At 70.6% G+C, this 18,531-nt stretch carries 13 protein-coding genes; 12 read left to right on the top strand and 1 reads right to left on the bottom strand.

The genetic code is table 11. The annotated features are described in order from the left end of the window. The 7 genes from ABZW11_RS19870 to ABZW11_RS19840 all read left to right on the top strand — a co-directional run bounded on the left by ABZW11_RS19870 (position 1) and on the right by ABZW11_RS19840 (position 9,777). On the top strand, positions 1–906 hold the full coding sequence (locus tag ABZW11_RS19870) for a sugar ABC transporter permease (protein WP_355419017.1): 906 nt from the start codon (positions 1–3) through the stop codon (positions 904–906). Next, positions 903–1,709: a carbohydrate ABC transporter permease gene (locus tag ABZW11_RS19865; protein ID WP_355419016.1), complete on the top strand. Its 807-nt coding sequence runs from the start codon at positions 903–905 to the stop codon at positions 1,707–1,709. Before ABZW11_RS19870 ends, ABZW11_RS19865 begins: the two co-directional genes overlap by 4 nt. Positions 1,710–1,711: 2 nt before the next feature. After that, positions 1,712–3,619 carry a hypothetical protein gene (locus ABZW11_RS19860; RefSeq protein ID WP_355419014.1) on the top strand — a complete coding sequence of 636 codons (1,908 nt, stop codon included), beginning with the start codon at positions 1,712–1,714 and terminating at the stop codon, positions 3,617–3,619. Between the two features lie 8 nt (positions 3,620–3,627). Beyond that, the gene (locus ABZW11_RS19855; protein ID WP_355419012.1) at positions 3,628–4,395 is read left to right on the top strand and encodes a hypothetical protein; all 768 of its coding nucleotides are present in this window, start codon (positions 3,628–3,630) and stop codon (positions 4,393–4,395) included. Continuing rightward, positions 4,392–6,200 (top strand): right-handed parallel beta-helix repeat-containing protein, encoded by a 1,809-nt coding sequence (locus ABZW11_RS19850; protein WP_355419010.1) that lies wholly within the window; start codon positions 4,392–4,394, stop codon positions 6,198–6,200. The genes ABZW11_RS19855 and ABZW11_RS19850 overlap by 4 nt, the downstream gene beginning before the upstream one ends. 226 nt (positions 6,201–6,426) lie before the next feature. Further along, positions 6,427–8,280, top strand: a complete 1,854-nt coding sequence (locus ABZW11_RS19845; protein ID WP_355419008.1) for a glycosyl hydrolase — start codon at positions 6,427–6,429, stop codon at positions 8,278–8,280. 39 nt (positions 8,281–8,319) lie between these two features. Next, positions 8,320–9,777 (top strand): ATP-binding protein, encoded by a 1,458-nt coding sequence (locus tag ABZW11_RS19840; protein WP_355419006.1) that lies wholly within the window; start codon positions 8,320–8,322, stop codon positions 9,775–9,777. A 34-nt stretch (positions 9,778–9,811) separates the two neighbouring features. Here ABZW11_RS19840 and ABZW11_RS19835 read toward each other — a convergent pair whose 3' ends face one another. Next, a complete protein-coding gene (locus tag ABZW11_RS19835; protein WP_355419004.1) occupies positions 9,812–10,702 on the bottom strand; it encodes a nucleoside hydrolase in 891 nt (296 codons plus the stop codon). A gap of 254 nt (positions 10,703–10,956) precedes the next feature. On the opposite strand from ABZW11_RS19835, the gene ABZW11_RS19830 reads away from it, so the two are divergent. The 5 genes from ABZW11_RS19830 to ABZW11_RS19810 all read left to right on the top strand — a co-directional run bounded on the left by ABZW11_RS19830 (position 10,957) and on the right by ABZW11_RS19810 (position 18,522). Next, positions 10,957–12,393 carry a pectinesterase family protein gene (locus ABZW11_RS19830; protein WP_355419002.1) on the top strand — a complete coding sequence of 479 codons (1,437 nt, stop codon included), beginning with the start codon at positions 10,957–10,959 and terminating at the stop codon, positions 12,391–12,393. Further along, positions 12,390–13,691 (top strand): hypothetical protein, encoded by a 1,302-nt coding sequence (locus ABZW11_RS19825; protein ID WP_355419000.1) that lies wholly within the window; start codon positions 12,390–12,392, stop codon positions 13,689–13,691. The genes ABZW11_RS19830 and ABZW11_RS19825 overlap by 4 nt, the downstream gene beginning before the upstream one ends. A 59-nt stretch (positions 13,692–13,750) precedes the next feature. Further along, positions 13,751–14,650, top strand: coding sequence for a nucleoside hydrolase (locus ABZW11_RS19820; protein WP_355418998.1), 900 nt, complete (start codon positions 13,751–13,753; stop codon positions 14,648–14,650). Between the two features lie 143 nt (positions 14,651–14,793). Continuing rightward, positions 14,794–15,858, top strand: a complete 1,065-nt coding sequence (locus ABZW11_RS19815) for a sugar-binding transcriptional regulator (protein WP_355418996.1) — start codon at positions 14,794–14,796, stop codon at positions 15,856–15,858. 321 nt (positions 15,859–16,179) lie between these two features. Further along, positions 16,180–18,522, top strand: a complete 2,343-nt coding sequence (locus tag ABZW11_RS19810; protein WP_355418994.1) for an Ig-like domain-containing protein — start codon at positions 16,180–16,182, stop codon at positions 18,520–18,522. Positions 18,523–18,531: the final 9 nt, after the last annotated feature.

Below are 18,531 nucleotides of genomic sequence, written 5' to 3'. Positions count from 1 at the left end.
GTGCGACGGCCCCCCGTGGGCGAGCGCTCCAGGCGCCGCACCGAGGGCCTGGCGACCACGCTGATGGTGGCGCCGGCGACCGTGCTCTACGTGGTCATGCTGATCGTCCCGGTCGGCCTGGCCCTCTACCTGAGCCTGACCGACTGGGACGGCTTCAGCGCCGACCCCGCCTTCGTCGGCGCCGCCAACTACGTCAACCTGCTCGACGACCCCGAGCTGCGCCGCGCGGCGCTGGTCACCCTGCTCGTCGCCGCGGCCGGCACCGCCGGGCTCAACCTGTGCGGCCTCGGCTTCGCCCTCCTGGTGAACGGCGCCTCCCGGCTCAACACGTTCTTCCGGATCGTGCTGTTCTACCCGCACGTGCTCAGCGCCCTGGTGGTCGGCTTCCTCTGGTCGGCCATCCTCGGCACCACCGGCGCGGTCAACAACCTCATCACCACCTGGGGCGGCGAGGTGCTGCCGTTCCTGTCCGACCCGGCGTGGGCCACCGTCACCATGATCGCGGTGCTGGTGTGGGCCGGGTTCGGCGTCAACGTGGTGCTCTACCTGGCCGGGCTGCAGGCGGTGCCGCACTCGCTGATCGAGGCGGCCCGCATCGACGGGGCCACGCGGTGGCAGGTGTTCAGGAACGTCACGCTGCCCGCGCTCGGGCCGTCGGTGACGGTGAACATCGTGCTGTCGCTGGTGACGCTGCTGAAGACGTACGACCTGGTCGTCTCGCTGACGGCGGGCGGCCCGGCCGGGCAGACCCAGACCGTCGCCTACCTCATCCTCTGGAACTCCTTCCACGACGCCCGCCTCGGCTTCGGCTCGGCCCAGTCGGTGATCCTCATGGTGGTCACGGCGGCGCTGGCGTTCGTGGTGACGAAGCTGCGCAGGCGCGGCGAGCTGGCGGTGCACCAATGAGAAAGACGTTCCTCTGGGCGGCCGCCGCCTTCATGCTCATCCCCCTGTACGTGCTGACCGTCAACGCCTTCAAGGGCCAGCAGGACATCCTGGCCAACCCGTTCGGCCTGGGCGGCCTGACCCTCGAACCGCTCGGCAGGGCGCTGACCAACCCCAACTTCAACGTGGCCAAGGGCTACGCGATCACGCTGCTGTTCGTGGTGGCGGTCAACGTGCTGTCGGTGGGGCTGGCCGCGCCCGCCGCGTACGTGATCGCCCGCAGCCCCAAGCGCCGCTTCCGCGTCCTCATGCTGTTCTTCCTGGCCGGCACCTTCATCCCCGGCCAGGTGCTGGTCATCCCCGTCGTGTACGTGCTCAAGACCCTCGGCCTGATGGGCACCATCCGCGGGTTCGTGCTGTTCGAGACCACGCTCACGCTGCCGTTCTCGATCTTCCTGTACGCCGGCTACATCGCGACCATCCCCGCCGTGCTCGACCAGGCGGCGGCGGTGGACGGGGCGGGCAGGCTGCGGACGTTCTGGCAGATCGTCTTCCCGCTGATGCGGCCCGCGGTCGCCACGATGATCATCCTGAACACCTTCTCGGTGTGGAACGACTTCGTGAACCCGCAGATCATCCTCGGCCCCGGCAGCGGCCTCTACACCGTCACCACCGGCGTCTACGCGGCGGTCAGCCAGTACTCCACCGACTACTCGGTGGTCTTCCCGACGCTGCTGCTGGCCATCGCTCCCCTGCTCGTCTTCTTCGTCTTCATGCAGCGGCACATCATCAGCGGCCTCACGGCAGGAGCTACGAAAGGGTGACCATGCGCGAGATCAGAGCGACCGTACCGCTCGGCGCGCCCCCGGCCTGGGCGGTGCTGGAACGCCGGCTGTTCGACGCCCTCGACGAGGCCTGGCGGGCCTTCGCCGGCCGCTACTGCGGACCCGACGGGCGGCTGATCTACCACGGCCCGGCCGCCGACCGCGACGGGGCCGACGACTTCTACGAGGCGTTCTTCAACTGGCCGACCCTCTACCAGCTCGGCGGCGCCGACGACCTGCTCGGTGCGGCCAAGCAGCACTGGGAGGGCGTCACCGCCCAGCTCACCGAGCTGGGCTACCTGGTGGACGAGTACGAGCGCGGCTACGACTGGTTCCACCAGGGCGAGTCGATGCTGCTGTTCTACGGCATCTGCGCCGCCGACCCGCGCGACGAGCGGTTCGCCGAGCGGGCCCGCCGCTTCGCCGAGCTGTACCTGCCGGGCTCGGCCAACTACGACGCCGAGCACGACATCATCCGCGCCCCGCACAACGGCGCCGTCGGCCCCCGCTACGGCCTGCAGTGGGAGTGGGCCTCCTACCACACCGACCTGGTCAGCATGCGGCCGTTCGGCCTGCCGCTGCGCGACCTGCCCGGCATCACCCGCTGGGAGGACCTCGGCGATCCGTGCAACGCCGCCCGCATGGGCGCCGCCATGAGCGAGCGCATCGGCCGCGGTGACGTCGCCGTCAACCTCGCCGCGACCAGCCTGGCCGTCAACGCCTGGCTGTACGACGGCGACGACCGCTACCGCGACTGGGCGCTGCGCTACATCGGCGCCTGGCAGCGCAGGGCCGAGGCCAACGACGGGATCATCCCCGACAACGTGGGCCCGACCGGCATCGTCGGCGAGCTGCACGACGGCCGCTGGTACGGCGGCAACTACGGCTGGCAGTGGCCGCACGGCCTCTACAGCGTGGGCGCCGCCGCCGCGATCGCCGCCGTCAACGCCCATCTGCTGACCGGCGACGACGCCGCGCTGGCCATCGGCCGCGACCCCTTGGAGGCGGTGTACGAGCGCGCCACCCAGGCCGCCGTCACCGAGACCGAGATGAGCATCAGCGACCGCTGGCTGGCCGAGCTGGGCGACGAGGCGTGCAAACCCACCATGCTGGTGCCCAACCGGCACGACGACTCCGGCTGGTTCGACTTCCAGCCGCCGCAGCTCGGTCTGCCCGTCTGGCTCTGGCACCGCTCGCTCGGCGGCGCGGACGCCGACCGGCTGGAGCGGCTGCGCCGCGCGTCCGGCTACGACTGGACGACCGTGCGGCCGTTCCGCAACAAGGAGGAGGCGGGACACGAGGCGCCCTGGCTGGAGTACCTGCGCGGCGCCAACCCGGCCTACCCAGAGCTGATGCTCACCACCGCGCTCGGCCAGGTGCAGCGCCGCATGGCGCTCATCGAGGCCGACGACGCCGACCTCGCCACCATCCACGTGCACCACTGGCAGCGGCTCAACCCCGTGCTCACCGAGGCGCTGCTGCAGCTCGTCACCGGCACCCCGCAGGTGCTCTACAACGGCGGCCTGCTGCCGACCCGCCTGGCCTACTTCGACGCCGACCGCCACCGCCCCGGCCTGCCGCCCGACGTGGCCGCCCTGGTCAGCGCGGTCCGCGCCGACGGCGCCGAGCTGGAGCTGGTCAACCTCAGCCTCAGCAGCACCCGCCGGGTCGTGGTGCAGGCCGGCCAGTTCGGCGAGCACGACATCGACCACGTCACCACCACCAGCTCCGCCGGTGACGGCTACCCGGGCGACCCCCGCGCCTACACCGCACCCCCCATCCACGAGAGCGAGCAGGAGGTGCCGGTGCACGGCCCGCGGCTGCTCGTGGAGCTGCCGCCCGGCCGCCGCATCCGGCTCGACCTGCACACGACCGCGCGCGTCCGCACGCCGTCACACCAGCACTACTGAGGAGTCACATGGACGAGGCCATCTGGGATCTCCCCGTTCGCGGGTCGCTGCCCGCGGACCCCGATCCCGCGCTCATCGCGGGGCTGTCCCGGATCAGCTCGGCCACCGCCTGCGCCAAGCTGCACGCCCAGGGCATCCGGCGGACCTTCATCGAAGGCCCGCGCCCCATCGCCCAAGGCCAGAAGATCGCCGGACGGGTCCGCACGCTGCAGTTCATGCCGCAGCGTGAGGACATCGCCTCCGGGCTCGGGCAGGAGTACGTCGAGCGGCACACAGCCCTGTGGCACGTGCTCGAGGACATCAAACCAGGAGACGTGCTCGTGGTGCAGGCGTACGGGAGCGCCTACACCGGCTGCTTCGGCGACATGCTGGTCCGCTACTTCAAGCGCAGGGGCGGCGCGGGCATCGTCGTGGACGGCAGGATCAGGGACCTGCCCCGCGTCAGCGGCGTCGGCCTGCCCATCTGGTGCACCGGCGCCACCCCGCACTACGCCTCGCAGGCCGAGCTGTTCCCCTGGGCGTACGACGTGCCGGTGGCCGTGGGCGGGGCGCTCGCGCTGCCCGGCGACCTGTGCGTGGCCGACGACGACGGCGCCGTGGTGGTGCCGCTGCGCCGGGCCGGCCAGGTGCTGGAGGCCGCCGCCGACCACGAGCAGTGGGAGCGCTACAGCAGGGCCCGCATCGAGGAGGGCGGCGCACTGTCCGACTACTACCCCCTCACCCCCGAGACCCGCGCCGAGTACGAACGGTGGCGGGAGGTTAAGGAGAGCCAGTGATCCTCAGGTCCATCGGCGCCGTCGCGTTACTCCTGGGCGGCCTGACCACCCCGGCCACTGCCACGGCCAGGACGTGCGACTACTACGTGGCCACCACCGGCAGCGAACGCGGCGACGGCAGCGCCAGGAACCCGTGGAAGACCATCGAGCAGGCCCGCGACCAGCTCAGGAACCCGAAGTACCAGAAGAACTGCGACATCGTGGTCAACGTCAAGGCCGGTGACTACGTCGTCGACAAGACCATCGAGTTCACCGACGCCGACTCAGGCCGCGACGGCCACACCATCACCTACCGCAGCGCCGACGGCCCCGGCAAGGCCCGCCTCGTCGGCGCCCGGCCGGTCACGGGGTGGGAGAAGTACAAGGACAACATCTACAAGACGAAGGTCGACCGGACCTTCTACACGCTCTTCGAGGACGGCGCCCGCGCCACCACCGCCCGCCACCCCAACAGGACCGCCGACGACCTCTGGTCGCCCTACCTGTTCTCGGTGACGCCCGAGGCCGAATACCAGGCCGTGCACAACTGGCTGTTCTTCGACCCCAAGGACATCCCGCAGGAGTGGGACGCCGACTTCGACAAGAACGCCCAGATGGTGGTCTGGTCGGGCGGGTCGTGGAGCTGGTTCACCGACCACGTGCCGCTCGGCGGCGCGGACTTCCGCAAGAACTTCTTCACCCTCAACCACGACAGCCGCTTCGCCCTGGTCAACAGCCGCAGCGGCTCCCGCTACTTCGTGCAGAACACGCTGCGCTTCCTCGACCAGCCCGGTGAGTACTACTTCGACTTCGCCAACAGCGAGGTCTACTACTGGCCGAAGACCTCCATCGACAAGGTCATGGCGCCGACCGTGAAGACGATCATCTCGCTGGCCGGGTCGTCGCCCGACAAGCGGGTCGAGCGGCTCACCTTCGACGGGCTCGCCCTGCAGTACTCCGACTTCGTCAACTGGTACCGCTACGGCTGGAACTCCTCCGGCGACTCCGGCTACGAGCACAAGTACCCGATCTACGACCGGCAGATCGAGATGCCGCGCAACCGGTTCGGCATGATCACCCTGGAGAACACCCGCGACATCGGCCTGACCAGGCTGCACGTCTCCGACACCGGCTTCACCGGCATCTTCCTGCTCTTCGCGAACGAACGGGTCAAGATCACCGACAGCCTGCTCGCCAACCTCGGCGGCGACGGCATCAAGGTCGAAGGCGGCTACCCCGGCGAAGGTGACATCTCCGGCCACCACACCATCAGCAACACCTACATCGACCACGTCGGCGAGCTCGTCCCCGGCGACGCCTCCGGCATCGAGCTGATGAGCACCGGCCACAACGAGGTCAGCAACGTGGTCGTCAAGCACAGCGCCCGCTACGGCATCAGCCTGGAGGTCCGCCCCGAGATCGCCAACGCCGACAACTACGCCAGGGGCAACCGCTTCTCCTACATCCGCCTGGAGGAGACCGGCCTGGACAGCGGCGACATGGGCGCCTTCTACACCTACGGCGTGCACAACGTCGAACCGCACGCCATCGACAACCACGTGACGCAGATGGTCATCGGGGACGTCCTCAACGACCCCGCGGGCCAGATGCCGGACTCGGGGACGCGCGGCGTCCACATGGACGCCGGCGGCTGCGGCTTCTCCATCTCGAACGTCGAGGTGGGCGAGGTGAGCGACGACAAGTACCAGTCGTACCAGTGCAACGAGGTCACGAACGCCAACTGGCAGGACGACTTCGACCGCTCGAAGATGGAGTACGACAAGATCGGCGTGACGAGCGCCTTCCCCTACCCGATCCCCTCCTGACCACCTGACCGCCCAGCGGGCGGTTGAGGCCGGTCTCTTCGACCGGGGCGTCGGGCCCAGTGGCCCGGCGCCCCATCCACCCAGGTCACGCCCAGCGAGATTCGGCGGGAGGTCGATCAGCTGGCCGATGCCGGGTTCGGTGGGGCGGAGATCGCGGCTGTTCATCACAGCATCTCGGATAAGTCCGTACTCGCCGCCCGCCGTCGAAGGGCGGAGCGAGCGTACGTTGCTGCTGGTCCAGGCGGCCAGGGTCGAGCCCGCACACTCGACCCGCGACGAGACCGGCCTCGACCCCGCCTCCGTACGGACCGTCCCCGTGGACGGCGGCACGATCATCTGGACGGCCCCCGGCGACGGCGAATGGCTGCTCATCTCCTACTGGCAGCGCGGCTCGGGCCAGCGTCCGGAGTCAGGCCCGCATACCGCGCCCGAGGCGTACGTGGTGGACCACTTCAGCCGCGCGGGCACCGAAGCGGTGATCGATTTCTGGGAGCGGCGGCTGCTCACCCCCGCCATCAGGAGGCTGCTGAAACGATCGGGCGGGGCGCTGTTCGAGGACTCGATCGAGATCGAGAGCGACGCCCTGCCGTGGACGCCGGAGCTGCCGGCCGAGTTCGAGCGGCGGCGCGGCTACCCGCTGACCGACGTGCTGCCGGTCGTCGTGCTGGCCGACGAGGATCTGGTGTTCGCCTTCGACCCGGTGCTGACCAGGCACGCCCGTAAGGACTACTGGGACACGGTGTCCGAGCTGTTCAACGAGCACCACTTCACCGCCCTGCGCGACTGGGCGCACTCGCTGGGGCTGCGGTTGCGGGCGCAGCCGTACGGGCTGCGGACCGACGCCATCGAGGCGGCGGCCATCCTCGACGTGCCCGAGGGCGAGTCGCTCGGCTTCAAGAACCTCGACGACTACCGCTGCCTGGCGGGCGGCCGGGACATGGCGGGCGGGGAGGTGCTGTCCTGCGAGGCGGGGGCGTACCAGGGCGGGGCCTACACGACCACGTGGCGCAAGCTGCTGCTGACGATGGGCGGCGCGTACGCGGCGGGGCTCAACCAGACGGTGCTGCACGGCTTCTCGTACGCGAGCGCGCCGGGCGCGGGATGGCCGGGGTTCGCGGCGTTCACGCCGTACGGGGGTTCGGTGGGGTACGCGGAGTCGTGGGGCCCGCGCCAGCCCACCTGGGCCCGGTACGCGACCCCGTCCACCCTGCTCACCATGCGCCGCGTGGCCGGCCGGGTGGACTACTACTACCTGTGCAACGGCAAGCACCAGGAGAACGCCAAACCGCCGGTCACGCCCATCGACCACGAGGTCACGCTGGCGCGTACCGACACCGACGGCGTCCCGTACCTGCTGGATCCCTGGACAGGACGGGCAGAACGCATCGCCCGTTACACCGAGGACGCCGACGGCATCCGCCTGCGCGTCGCGCTGCGCCCGGGCCAGGCCCGCATCGTCGCCATCGGCCGCCCGGGGCTCTTCGGCGACCGCACGGGCACCCGCCCGCACGCCACCGAGACGTCCGCAGACTCGGTCCGCTACGACCACGGTCACCTGCTGATCCGCACGACCACGGCAGGCCGGCACACCACGACCCTCTCGACCGGCCGCACGGTCACTACTCACATCGACCGGATCCCCCAGCCCGTCGAACCGCGAACCTGGCACCTCGAGGTCCGCGACCGCCGCCCGGACGGCGACCACACCCTCACCCTCGACCTCGACCGGCTCGCCCCCTGGCACGACCTGCCGGGCCTGGCGGACGTCTCGGGCGTCGGCACGTACACGACCACGGTGGACCTGGACGGCCCCGCGTACCTGGAGCTTGGGGAGGTCACCGACACCTGCCGCGTCCGCGTCAACGGCCACCCCCTCGACCCGGTGGACCTGCTCCACCCGGTCATCGACCTCGGCCCGCACGTCAAGCGCGGCCGGAACACCATCGAGGTCGAGGTCGCCACCCCCCTGGGCAACCGCCTCCGCCAAACCGACCCAGCAGTCTACGGCTCCCTCACCGCTCAGCCGTACGGCCTCCTGGGCCCGGTCAGGCTGGTCCCGTACGGGGAGGGACAGATATAGAAGTGGACTTATAATAAGTCGACCTCTACATTGGTCGGCGTGACCATTACGAAACCGGCCGAGATGTTCGATCGCGAGGTGGAGTGGGCAGAGCTGGCCGACTTCATCGCCGACACGTCCCAGTACCCAACCCTCGGCGTGGTCTCAGGCAGGCGGCGCCAGGGGAAGACTTTCCTGCTGGGCTCCCTCTGCGACGTGGCGGGTGGCATCTACATCGAGGGCACCGAGGCGCTGCCCGCCGAGCACCTCCACCTCATCGGCGAGCAGCTCGCCGCCCGGCTCGGCAGCCCCGCTCCCTTGCGTTTCACGTCCTGGCGCGAGGTGATCGAGGCGATCCTCGACCTGCGGACCTCCGCTCCCCTCCCGGTGGTAATCGACGAGTTCCCCTACCTCGTCAAGGTCTCACCCGAGCTGCCGTCCGTGCTCCAGGCCGCCCTCGACGTACGCCGCCGTAAGGGCGGGCCGCCGATCCGGCTGATCCTGTGCGGCTCGGCGCTCACGTTCATGGGCGGGCTGCTGGCCGGCAACGCCCCGCTGCGCGGCAGGGCCGGCCTGGAGCTGGTCGTGCCGACACTGGACTACCGGCTGGCGGCCGAGTTCTGGCGGATCGACGACCCGCGGCTCGCCCTGCTGACTCATGCCGTGGTCGGCGGCACCCCCGCCTACCGCCGCGAATACGTCCGCGACGACACGCCGCGCTCATTGACCGACTTCGACGACTGGGTGCAGCGGGCCGTGCTCAACCCGGCACGCCCGCTGTTCCGCGAGGCCCGCTACCTGCTGGCCGAAGAGCCCGACCTGCATGACGTGGCGCTCTATCACTCGGTCCTGGCCGCGGTCGCGGAGGGCAACTCCTCGCGCGGCGGCATCGCGGGCTACATCGGCCGCAAGTCCACCGAGATCAGCCACCCGCTCGCCGTCCTGGAGGACGCGGGCCTGCTGGCGAAGTCTCCTGACATGCTCAGGGCGGCACGTCCGCTCTACCGGATCACCGAGCCGTTGATCACCTTCTACCACGCCGTGATGCGCCCGGCCTGGCGCGAGCTCGAACGCCGGCGAGCCCGCCAGGTGTGGCAGCGCAGCCGCGACCGGTTCCTGAGCCAGGTCGTGGGGCCGCACTTCGAGGAGATCTGCCGCACCTGGGCCGCGGACTTCGCGGACGCCGGCACCTTCGACGGCGTACCGGCGGAGGTCGGTCACGGCGTCGTCAACGATCCCGAGCACCGTACGAGCCACGAGGTGGACGTCGTGGTGCTGGGCGAGCCGGACGGCGGCCCGCGCAAGGTCCTCTCGCTGGGCGAGGTCAAATGGGGCGACACCATGTGCGAAGGACACGTCGAACGGCTCCGGCGAGTCCGCGACCTGCTGGCCGAGCGCGGCTACGACACCCGATCGACACGGCTGGCCTGCTACAGCGCCGCCGGGTTCGCCCCGGATCTGCGCACGACGGAGGGCGGTAAGCTCCTCCTGGTCTCCCCCGAGCGCCTCTACTCCTGAGGCCCACCTCATCCGCTGATCCGAGCGCCCCCTGTTACGTGGCTGCTGCGACGATGCGGTGGACGATTTCCTGGGTGACGCGGTCCGGTGGGGCTGTGGTGGTGATGCGGGTGCGGCCGGCGCCCGGGGTGAACGTGCTGGAGCCGTCGGGGCCGATGGTGACCTCGCCCTCCGGGCTGAAGCCGAACAGGTCGGGCATCAGCATCGTCAGGACAGTGACCGGATCGTGCGGGCAGTTCCACTGCTCGTTCCAGTATCGCCACCACTGCTCGATCTCCGCTTTGAGAGCCTGTCCCAGCGGTCCGGCGGCGGCGATGGCGGCCACGTCGGCGGCGTCCATCCGGACGGTCGTAGTGATCTCGAGGCCGGTGACGGTGATGGGGGCGCCGGAGCCGAAGACGATGGCGGCGGCCTCGGGGTCGCTTGTGAAGTTGTGCTCGGGTTCTGGACCGTCGAAGCGGCCGCCCATGATCCACAGGTGGCGGACGTCGCGGGCGAAGGCGGGCGACGCGGTGACGGCGTGGGCGATGTCGGTGAGCGGGCCGACCGCCACGACGTCCACCTGGCCGGGCGCGGCGGTGACCCGCTCCACCAGGTACGCCACCGCGTCCCCCTCGTCCACCTGCTCGCTGCCGAGGTCGGGGAACAGCCGCCCCTCGTGTCCCGCCCACCACACGGGCCGCCCGGTCAGCGTCTCGGCGGCACCGGCGAGGACGGCGGGCGTGCGACCGGCCAGGCGGGCCTGACCGGCCAGGCCGGTCAGCCGCTTGGCGAGCCGGGCCCGCAAGAGCGTGTCGCCGTAGACGGTGGTGCAGCCGATCAGGTCCACCTCGGGTGAGCCGAGCAGCACGGCGAGGGCGAGCGCGTCGTCCACGTCGCTGCCGATGTCGGTGTCGAGGATGACGCTCCTGGGAGAGGGGGTCATGGCGACCTTTCTCAGGGTTGCGCGAGCCAGGTGGCGGTCTGCGCGACGTGTCGCCGGAACCGCAGGATGATCAGCGGCGGGTTGGCGCACTCCTTCTGGCCAGGACCTTCGCCTGCCGCTCCGGCCGATAGGGCGTCAGCATGCCACGGGCGCGAGTGAACGGACAAGGCGCTCACTGCTCTTGACCCGAGATGTCAGGCGGTCTACATATATATTCGCAGCCAACTATCCATTCGCGCGTAGAAGGGCCAAAGGTGAAGGCATCGATCCCGGTTCTCGCCACCGTCACCGCACTCGTCTTAGGCACCGTCCCCGCCGCGGCGGCCGAGGCGGGCCCCCGCTTCTCGGTTCCCGGACGGGCGGCTGCGACGTGCGTGGACGCACCACTGACCATCACGTTCCCCGGGCCCGTCGAGCTGGGCACGTCGGGGGCGATCGAGATCCGCGCGGCGGACGGCACGCTCGCCGACCGCATTGAGGCGGCCAAGGCGAAGGACGACAGGAGAAACGTCGGCCAGGCGGTCTCGGACACGGGGCTGCCGCACGACTTCTCGTACGAGTCGATCATGGTGGACGGGAACACCGCCACCGTCTACCCGCACCACCGCCTCGACTACGGCAGGACGTACACCGTCACCGTCGACGCCGGCGTCTTCCCCGGCCACGACGCCGCGCGCTGGCGCTTCACCACCACCAAGCGCCGGCCGCACGACCAGCGCCGGCTGACCGTCTCCGCCAAGGGGAGCGGCGACTTCTGCACCGTGCAGGGCGCGATCGACGCGGTGCCGCTCGGCAACGACCGGCCGGTGACCATCGACGTCAAGCCCGGCGTCTACACCGAGATCGTCTACGTCCGCGAGGACCGCCCGCACCTCACCGTCAAGGGCGCGGGCCCCGGCCGTACGGTGATCCAGTACCCGAACAACGACCTGCGCAACGGCGACAAGGCGCTGAGCGACGGCGGCCCCGCCGACGTGTGCCCGCGCCGCGTGCTCGACACCTCCGACCTGCACAACTGCTGGCGGCAGACGTTCGGCGTGGACGCGGCCGACTTCCGGCTGACCGGGCTCACCGTGCACAACACCACCCCCGACGGCGGCTCGCAGGCCGAGGCGTTCCGCGGCAACAACGACAGGATCGTGCTGGACCGGGTGCACCTGGTCAGCTTCCAGGACACGCTGCGGCTGCAGGGCAAGGGCTTCGTCACCGACAGCAGGATCAGCGGCGACACCGACTTCGTGTGGGGCACGGGCACAGTGTTCATCCAGGACTCGGTGCTGGAGTCGACCGGCTCGGGCTACATCTCGCAGAGCCGCAGCGACGCCACCCGCCACGGCTATGTGTTCGTCAGGACGAAGCTGACCAGGGCGGCCGGCGTGCCGGACGCGTCGGTGGTGCTGGGGCGCAGCGCGGTGTGGCGGTTCACGCACAGCCAGGCCGTGTTCATCGACACGAAGATGGACGCCCACGTGGCGCCGGTCGGCTGGCAGATCGACCCGAACGACTGCGCGCAGGCCCAGTCGGCGTCCCTCTGGGAGTTCGGCAGCACCGACCTGGCCGGCACCCCGATCGACACCTCGCAGCGGCTGGCCTGCTCCCGGCAGCTCACGCCCGAGGAGGCGGAGCAGTGGCGCGACCCGGCGTTCGTCCTGGACGGCTGGGACCCCCGAGCGAAGGGAACGACGCGATGACGGACCAGCGAGAAGCAGGCGACGGGTCCGGTGGCCGCGCGAGCCGGCGCAGGCTGCTGGGCGGCGCGCTGGGCGGCATCGGCCTCGCGCTGGCCGCGGCGGGCCCGGCCGCGGCGGCGGCCCGCACAGCGGCCAGCGCCGAAGCAGGGGCGGCGGGGATGCGGACGGCTCCGGCCCGGCCGCACGATGCGCGGCCGGTCGCGCCGGTGAACGAGGAGGTGGCGGCCCGGTTCGGCCCCGAGTACAAGACGCTGCCCGCCGCGGTGGCGGGCGTGGACATCGAGCCGCTCATCGGCATCGGCGGACCGGACGACATCGAAGCCAGGCGCCAGCAGATGATCGACTTCATCTGGAAGGGCGCCGGCCTGCCGCAGGGACGGCCGGAGGTGGACAAGGGCGTGAACGCCCCCGACTTCGCCCCGCTCACCGGCGTCCGCAGGATCGACCTGCTGACCGTCCCCCTGCGGTACGGGATCAATGCCAAGGTGTACGACCTGCAGCCCCGCAAGCCGTGGAACCGCCGCCTGGCGCTCTACCACAACGGCCACGGCGAGCCGCTCGACACGATGCTCCGCACCGTGCAGGCCCTGCTGGACCGGGGCTACCGGGTGATGGCGTACGCGATGCCCTTCCACCACTGGAACGGCGGCCAGCAGATCGAGGACCCGGCGCACCCGGGCACGATGCTGCCACCGCCGTCGCACCGGGAGCTGGTGCCGTGGGAGAGCGAGACGTTCTCGACGCTGACGTTCTTCCTGGAGCCGCTGGTCGTCACGCTCAACCACGCGGAGGCGACCTACCGGCCCGCCTCGGTCGAGATGCTGGGCCTGTCGGGCGGCGGCTGGACGACCACCGTGTACGCCGCGCTCGACCCGCGCGTCAGGCACAGTTATCCGGTGGCCGGCTCGCTGCCGTTCTTCCTGCGCCCCGCCTCCCCCAAGCCCAGCCCGACGGTGGGCGACTGGGAGCAGACGAAGGCGTCGTTCCCCGGCTTCTACTCCTCGGTCACGGCGGGCACGGCGGATGACTATCTGCAGATGTACGTGATGGCGTCCGTCGGCGAGGACCGGGGCCAGCTGCAGATTCTCAACAGGTTCGACGACTGCTGCTTCAACGGGGTCAGCCACCGGGTCTACCAGGCGCCGGTGCGCGACCGGGTGCGGCTGCTGGCGGGCGGCAGGCCGGAGCGGGGCCGCTGGGATCTGCTGGAGGACGGCAGCCACGGCGATCACACGATCTCGCCGTACGCGCTTTCCGTCATCCTCTGGGATCTTGACAGCACAAATGTCACAACCTAATATCAGAATATAGATACATTATCGAATAAATATTCACCACGGCCATTCTGGAGGGCCGCATGGCGGGCAGGACTTTTTCCCACCGGCGCCGCGTCATCATCGACACCGATGCGAAGAACGAGGCGGACGACCAGTTCGCCATCGTGCACGCCCTGCTCTCCCCGAGCTTCGACATCAGGGGCCTGATACCCGCGCACTTCGGCAACCGGCGCACCCGGCACAGCCTGGAGGAGAGCCGCGCGGAGATCGAGCTGCTGCTGCGGCTGATGAAGCTCGACGGGCAGGTGCGGGTGGCGGACGGGGCGCCGTACGCGCTGCCCGACGCACGCACCCCCGTGCCCTCGCCAGGGGCCGAGCTGATCGTCGAGGAGGCCATGCGCGACGCGGCGGAGCCCCTCTACGTCGCCTTCCTCGGCCCCCTCACCGACATGGCGGCCGCCCTGCTCATGGAGCCGCGCATCGCCGAGCGGGACCTCACCGTCGTCTGGATCGGCGGCGGCGGTTACGACGGGCGGGGCCCCCAGGACGGGCGGCCCGAGTTCAACCTGTCCAACGACATCGCAGCGGCCAACGTGGTGTTCTCCTCGGCGCTGCGGGTCTGGCAGGTGCCCGCGCCGACGTACCGGATGACCGCCGTGAGCTACGCCGAGCTGGACGCCAAGGTCGCGCCGTACGGGGAGGTCGGCGACTACCTCGTACGCCAGCTCGTCGAGTGGAACGAGCGCGAGCACGGCGGCTCCATCGAGTTCCGGGTGCTCGGCGACTCCCCCGCGGTCGGCCTGATGCTGCACCCCGACTGCGGCACCTGGGTCGAGCGGCCGGCGCCGACCTTCCGCTACGACGGGGGCTACGACTTCTCGGCCGCCCACCGGCCGATCCGCACGTACGACTCCATCGACGCCCGGTTCATCCACGAGGACTTCTTCGCCAAGATCCGCGCCTTCGCGGAGGGCCGATGAGCACCGGCTGCACGAGCGGCGGCACGCGCCCGTGCAGCCGATGTGCGGACGGCGCCGTGTGCTAGCACAATGGCACTCGGCAGTGGCCCGGGCTCGCCACCGGACCAGCAGGAGCGGCGGAGCCGAAGCGGAGGCCAGCGATCGTGGGAGCTGACAGTGGGGTCGGCAGTGGGCTCGGGAGTGGGGTCGGCAGTGGGGTCGGCGGCGGGCTCGACAAGGGCCGCGCGGGCGAGGTGAGGTTCGGCGGCCGGCGGCTCGGCGCGGAGTCCGAGCGCATGCGGCTGCTCGTCCGCGTCGCCCGCCTCTACCACGAGCACGGCGTACGCCAGCCGCAGATCGCCGCCCAGCTGCGCATCTCGCAGCCCAGGGTGTCGCGGCTGCTGAAGGAGGCGGCGGAGATCGGCATCGTGCGCACGGTGGTCGTGGTGCCCTCCGGGGTGCACGCGCTGCTGGAGGAGGACCTCGAGCGGAAATACGGCGTGGAGCAGATCATCGTCGTCGACGCGGCGGGCGAGAACCACGACGTGGTGGCCGCGCTGGGCTCGGCGGGGGCGACCTACCTCGACGCCACGCTGATCGGCGGCGAGCACCTCGGCATCTCCTCCTGGAGTGCGAGCCTGCTGGCCACGGTCGAGGCGATGCAGCGCCGTCCCGTCCGGGTGGCCGAGGAGGTCGTGCAGCTCATCGGCGGCGTCGGCAAGGGCTCTGCGCAGGTGCAGGCGACCCGGCTGGCCGCCCACCTCGCCGACCTGACGGGCGCCGAGCCGATCTTCCTGCCCGCTCCAGGGCTGGTGGGCTCGCCGGTGGCGCGGCAGGCGCTGTCGGACGACGACGTGGTGCGCCAGGTGGTCGAGGCGTGGTCGCGGCTGACCACGGTCCTGGTGGGCATCGGCAGCCTCAACCCGTCGCCGCTGCTGCAGGAGAGCGGCAACGCGATCTCCGAGGACGAGCTGGAGGCGCTGCGCGGGCTCGGCGCGGTGGGCGACGTGTGCCTGCGCTTCTTCGACGCGGAAGGCCGGCTGATCGACTCGCCGCTGGAGGAGCGCATCCTCGGCATCCCGGCCGCCGACCTGCGCCGGGTGCCGCGCCGCATCGCGATCGCGGGCGGCCGCCGCAAGACGGCCGCGATCAGGGCCGCGCTGAAGGGCGGCTGGGTCAACACCCTCATCACGGACGTCGGCGTCGCCGAGGAGCTCCTCAACGACTGACCCCCGCCCCGCACCAGGACTGAGCAGGAGCCCGGCGCCGCCGCTCGCGGCGACCGTGATCCGCTCAGGGCCCTGTGCCGTCACCTTCGACGGGCCGTCGCGCCATGCGCGGCGGCCTTCGTCGCGTTGCCCCCGGGGCGAACGCGAAAGTTGACCAGTAGGGAAACGACTCTTGACAGTCACATCGGCGTCGTTCACGATGTGATGAATCCACTCCATTCATGGCTGAATAAAAATTCGCACCCACTACAGCGTGGTCCGGAGTGTGCCGATTCAGCGGCACGGCCCTGCCTATTTCCAGGGCGGAAAGAGAGCGTTTCGATGACCGAGGCCCTTGGCTTCGATCCCCTGAGATCAGGATTCGGCCGCCGCGCTTTCATGCGCTCGGCGGCCCTCGCCACGCCCGCCGTGGCGTGGGAGACGACACGGGGGACGACAGCGGGTCAGGCCGCGGCGGCGGCCCCCACTCCGACGCCCAGCCCGCCGGCGACGGCCTCCGCCGATGTGCTCGCCAAGAAGGTGCCCGCCTTCCCGGGGGCGGAGGGCGCGGGCAGGTACGTGACCGGCGGCCGGGGCGGCGCGGTGTACGAGGTGACCACCCTGGACGACGACGGGCCTGGCTCGCTGCGCGAGGCGGTCGCCAAGTCGGACGGCACGATCGTGTTCCGGGTGGCCGGCACCATCAAGCTCAAGGGCGGCCTCGACGTCACCGGCTCGAACCTGACGATCGCCGGCCAGACCGCACCGGGCCACGGCATCACCGTCACCGGCAACGAGACGCAGATCAAGGGCGACAACATCATCCTGCGCCACCTGCGCTTCCGCGGCGGCGACGAGCTGGGCACCCCGATCGACACGTTCGGCGCGCGGGGCGTGCGCGACCTCATCATCGACCACTGCTCGTTCAGCTGGGGCGTGGACGAGTGCTGCTCCGTCTACGGCAACACCAACGTGACCGTGCAGTGGTGCATCATCTCCGAGGGCCTGACGAACTCCGTGCACGACAAGGGCCGGCACGGCATGGGCGGCCTGTGGGGCGGCGACACGATCACGTACCACCACAACCTGCTTATCCACCAGAACGCCCGCAACCCACGCTTCAGCTTCGAAGAGGGCATGGCGCTGCGGGTGGACCACCGCAACAACGTGATCTACAACCCCGGCATCACGTCCTGCTACGGCGGCGAGTGGTCCAACGGCATCAACCTGGTGGGCAACTACTACAAGCCGGGCCCCAACACGCTGCCCGCGATCGCCAGGGAGATCGTCGCCCCCGGGCGGTTCGGCCAGTGGCACGTCAGCGGCAACGTGATCGAGGGCCACGCCGACGTCACGGCCGACAACGGCAAGGGCATCACGTTCCCGATCGGCGGCGTCACGCTGCTGCCGAGGCCGGTGGAGTTCGCCGAAGGCATCACCGAGCAGAGCCCGCAGCAGGCGTTCGCGAGCGTCCTGGAACAGGCCGGCGCCACCCTGCCGCGCCGGGACGCCATCGACGCCCGGCTGGTCAACGAGGCGCGCACCGGCACGGGACGGCACATCAACTCGCAGAAGGACGTGGGCGGCTTCCTCCCCTTACCCAGTGAGGTGCCCGCACCCGCCGACGGCGACCACGACGGCATCCCGGACGCGTGGGAGAGCGCGCACGGCCTCGACCCGGCCGACCCCGCCGACGCGCAGGCGATCGGCCCCGACGGGTACACGAACCTGGAGCGCTACCTCAACTCCATCGAGCGGGCCGGCGCCCGCAACCCCGAGGTGGCCATCACCTCTCCCGCGATCGACGAGGTGTTCGCCGCGGCCAAGGACGAGCAGAGCGTCACGATCACCGCCGACGCCACGGCACTCGACGGGGCCTCCATCGCGAAGGTCGAGTTCTTCCACGGCGCCACGAAGATCGGCGAGGCCACGGCCGCGCCGTACCGGGTGACGTGGGACGGCGTCAAGGACGGCAGCTACTGCCTGACCGCCAGGGCCACCGACGGCACCGGCACGGCGACCACCTCCTCGCTGGTGCCGATCCACGTCAACCGCACCAGGACCCATACCGGCTGGCAGGTCAAGGACATCGGCCAGGTGCCGATCCCCGGCAACACGGCGCTCAAGGACGGCGTGTTCACGATGAAGGGCTCCGGCAGGATCGCCGGCTGGAACGACTCCTTCCACTTCGCCTACAAGGCGGTCGGCTTCAGCAGGCGCGGCGAGGTGCTGGAGATCACCGCCCGCGTCGACGGCGTCAGCAAGAACCACGTGGACGCGGTGGCCGGGATCATGGTCCGGCAGGACCTGGAGCCGAACTCGCCGTTCATGATGGCCGGCATCGGCTACTCGGCCAGCGGCGAGGACGGCTCGGGGCGGCGCGCCAAGGCGATCAGGGTCGCCTCGCACGGCCGTCAGCCGAGCGTCGGGCTGTGGTCCGACGCGCTGAGCGAGAAGCCGTACTGGCTGCGCCTGGTCTGCCGGAGCCTGCCGACCGGCTCCGACCTGGAGTTCGAGGCGTTCCTGTCGGACAACTCGCTCAACTGGGAGCGCATCGGCTACGAGCGCATCGTGATGCGGACCAGCCGCTTCTACGTCGGCCTCGCCGTGGACGGCAACCAGGAGGCCAACGGCGTCCACCCCTACATCACCGCGACCTTCAGCCAGGTCAAGGTCAATCGTTAGACCCCGGAA

The sequence above is a fragment of the Nonomuraea sp. NPDC004580 genome (genome assembly GCF_040609855.1).
GTDB classification, from domain to species: Bacteria; Actinomycetota; Actinomycetes; order Streptosporangiales; family Streptosporangiaceae; genus Nonomuraea; species Nonomuraea salmonea.
This window is presented reverse-complemented; position numbering and strand designations above follow the sequence as displayed.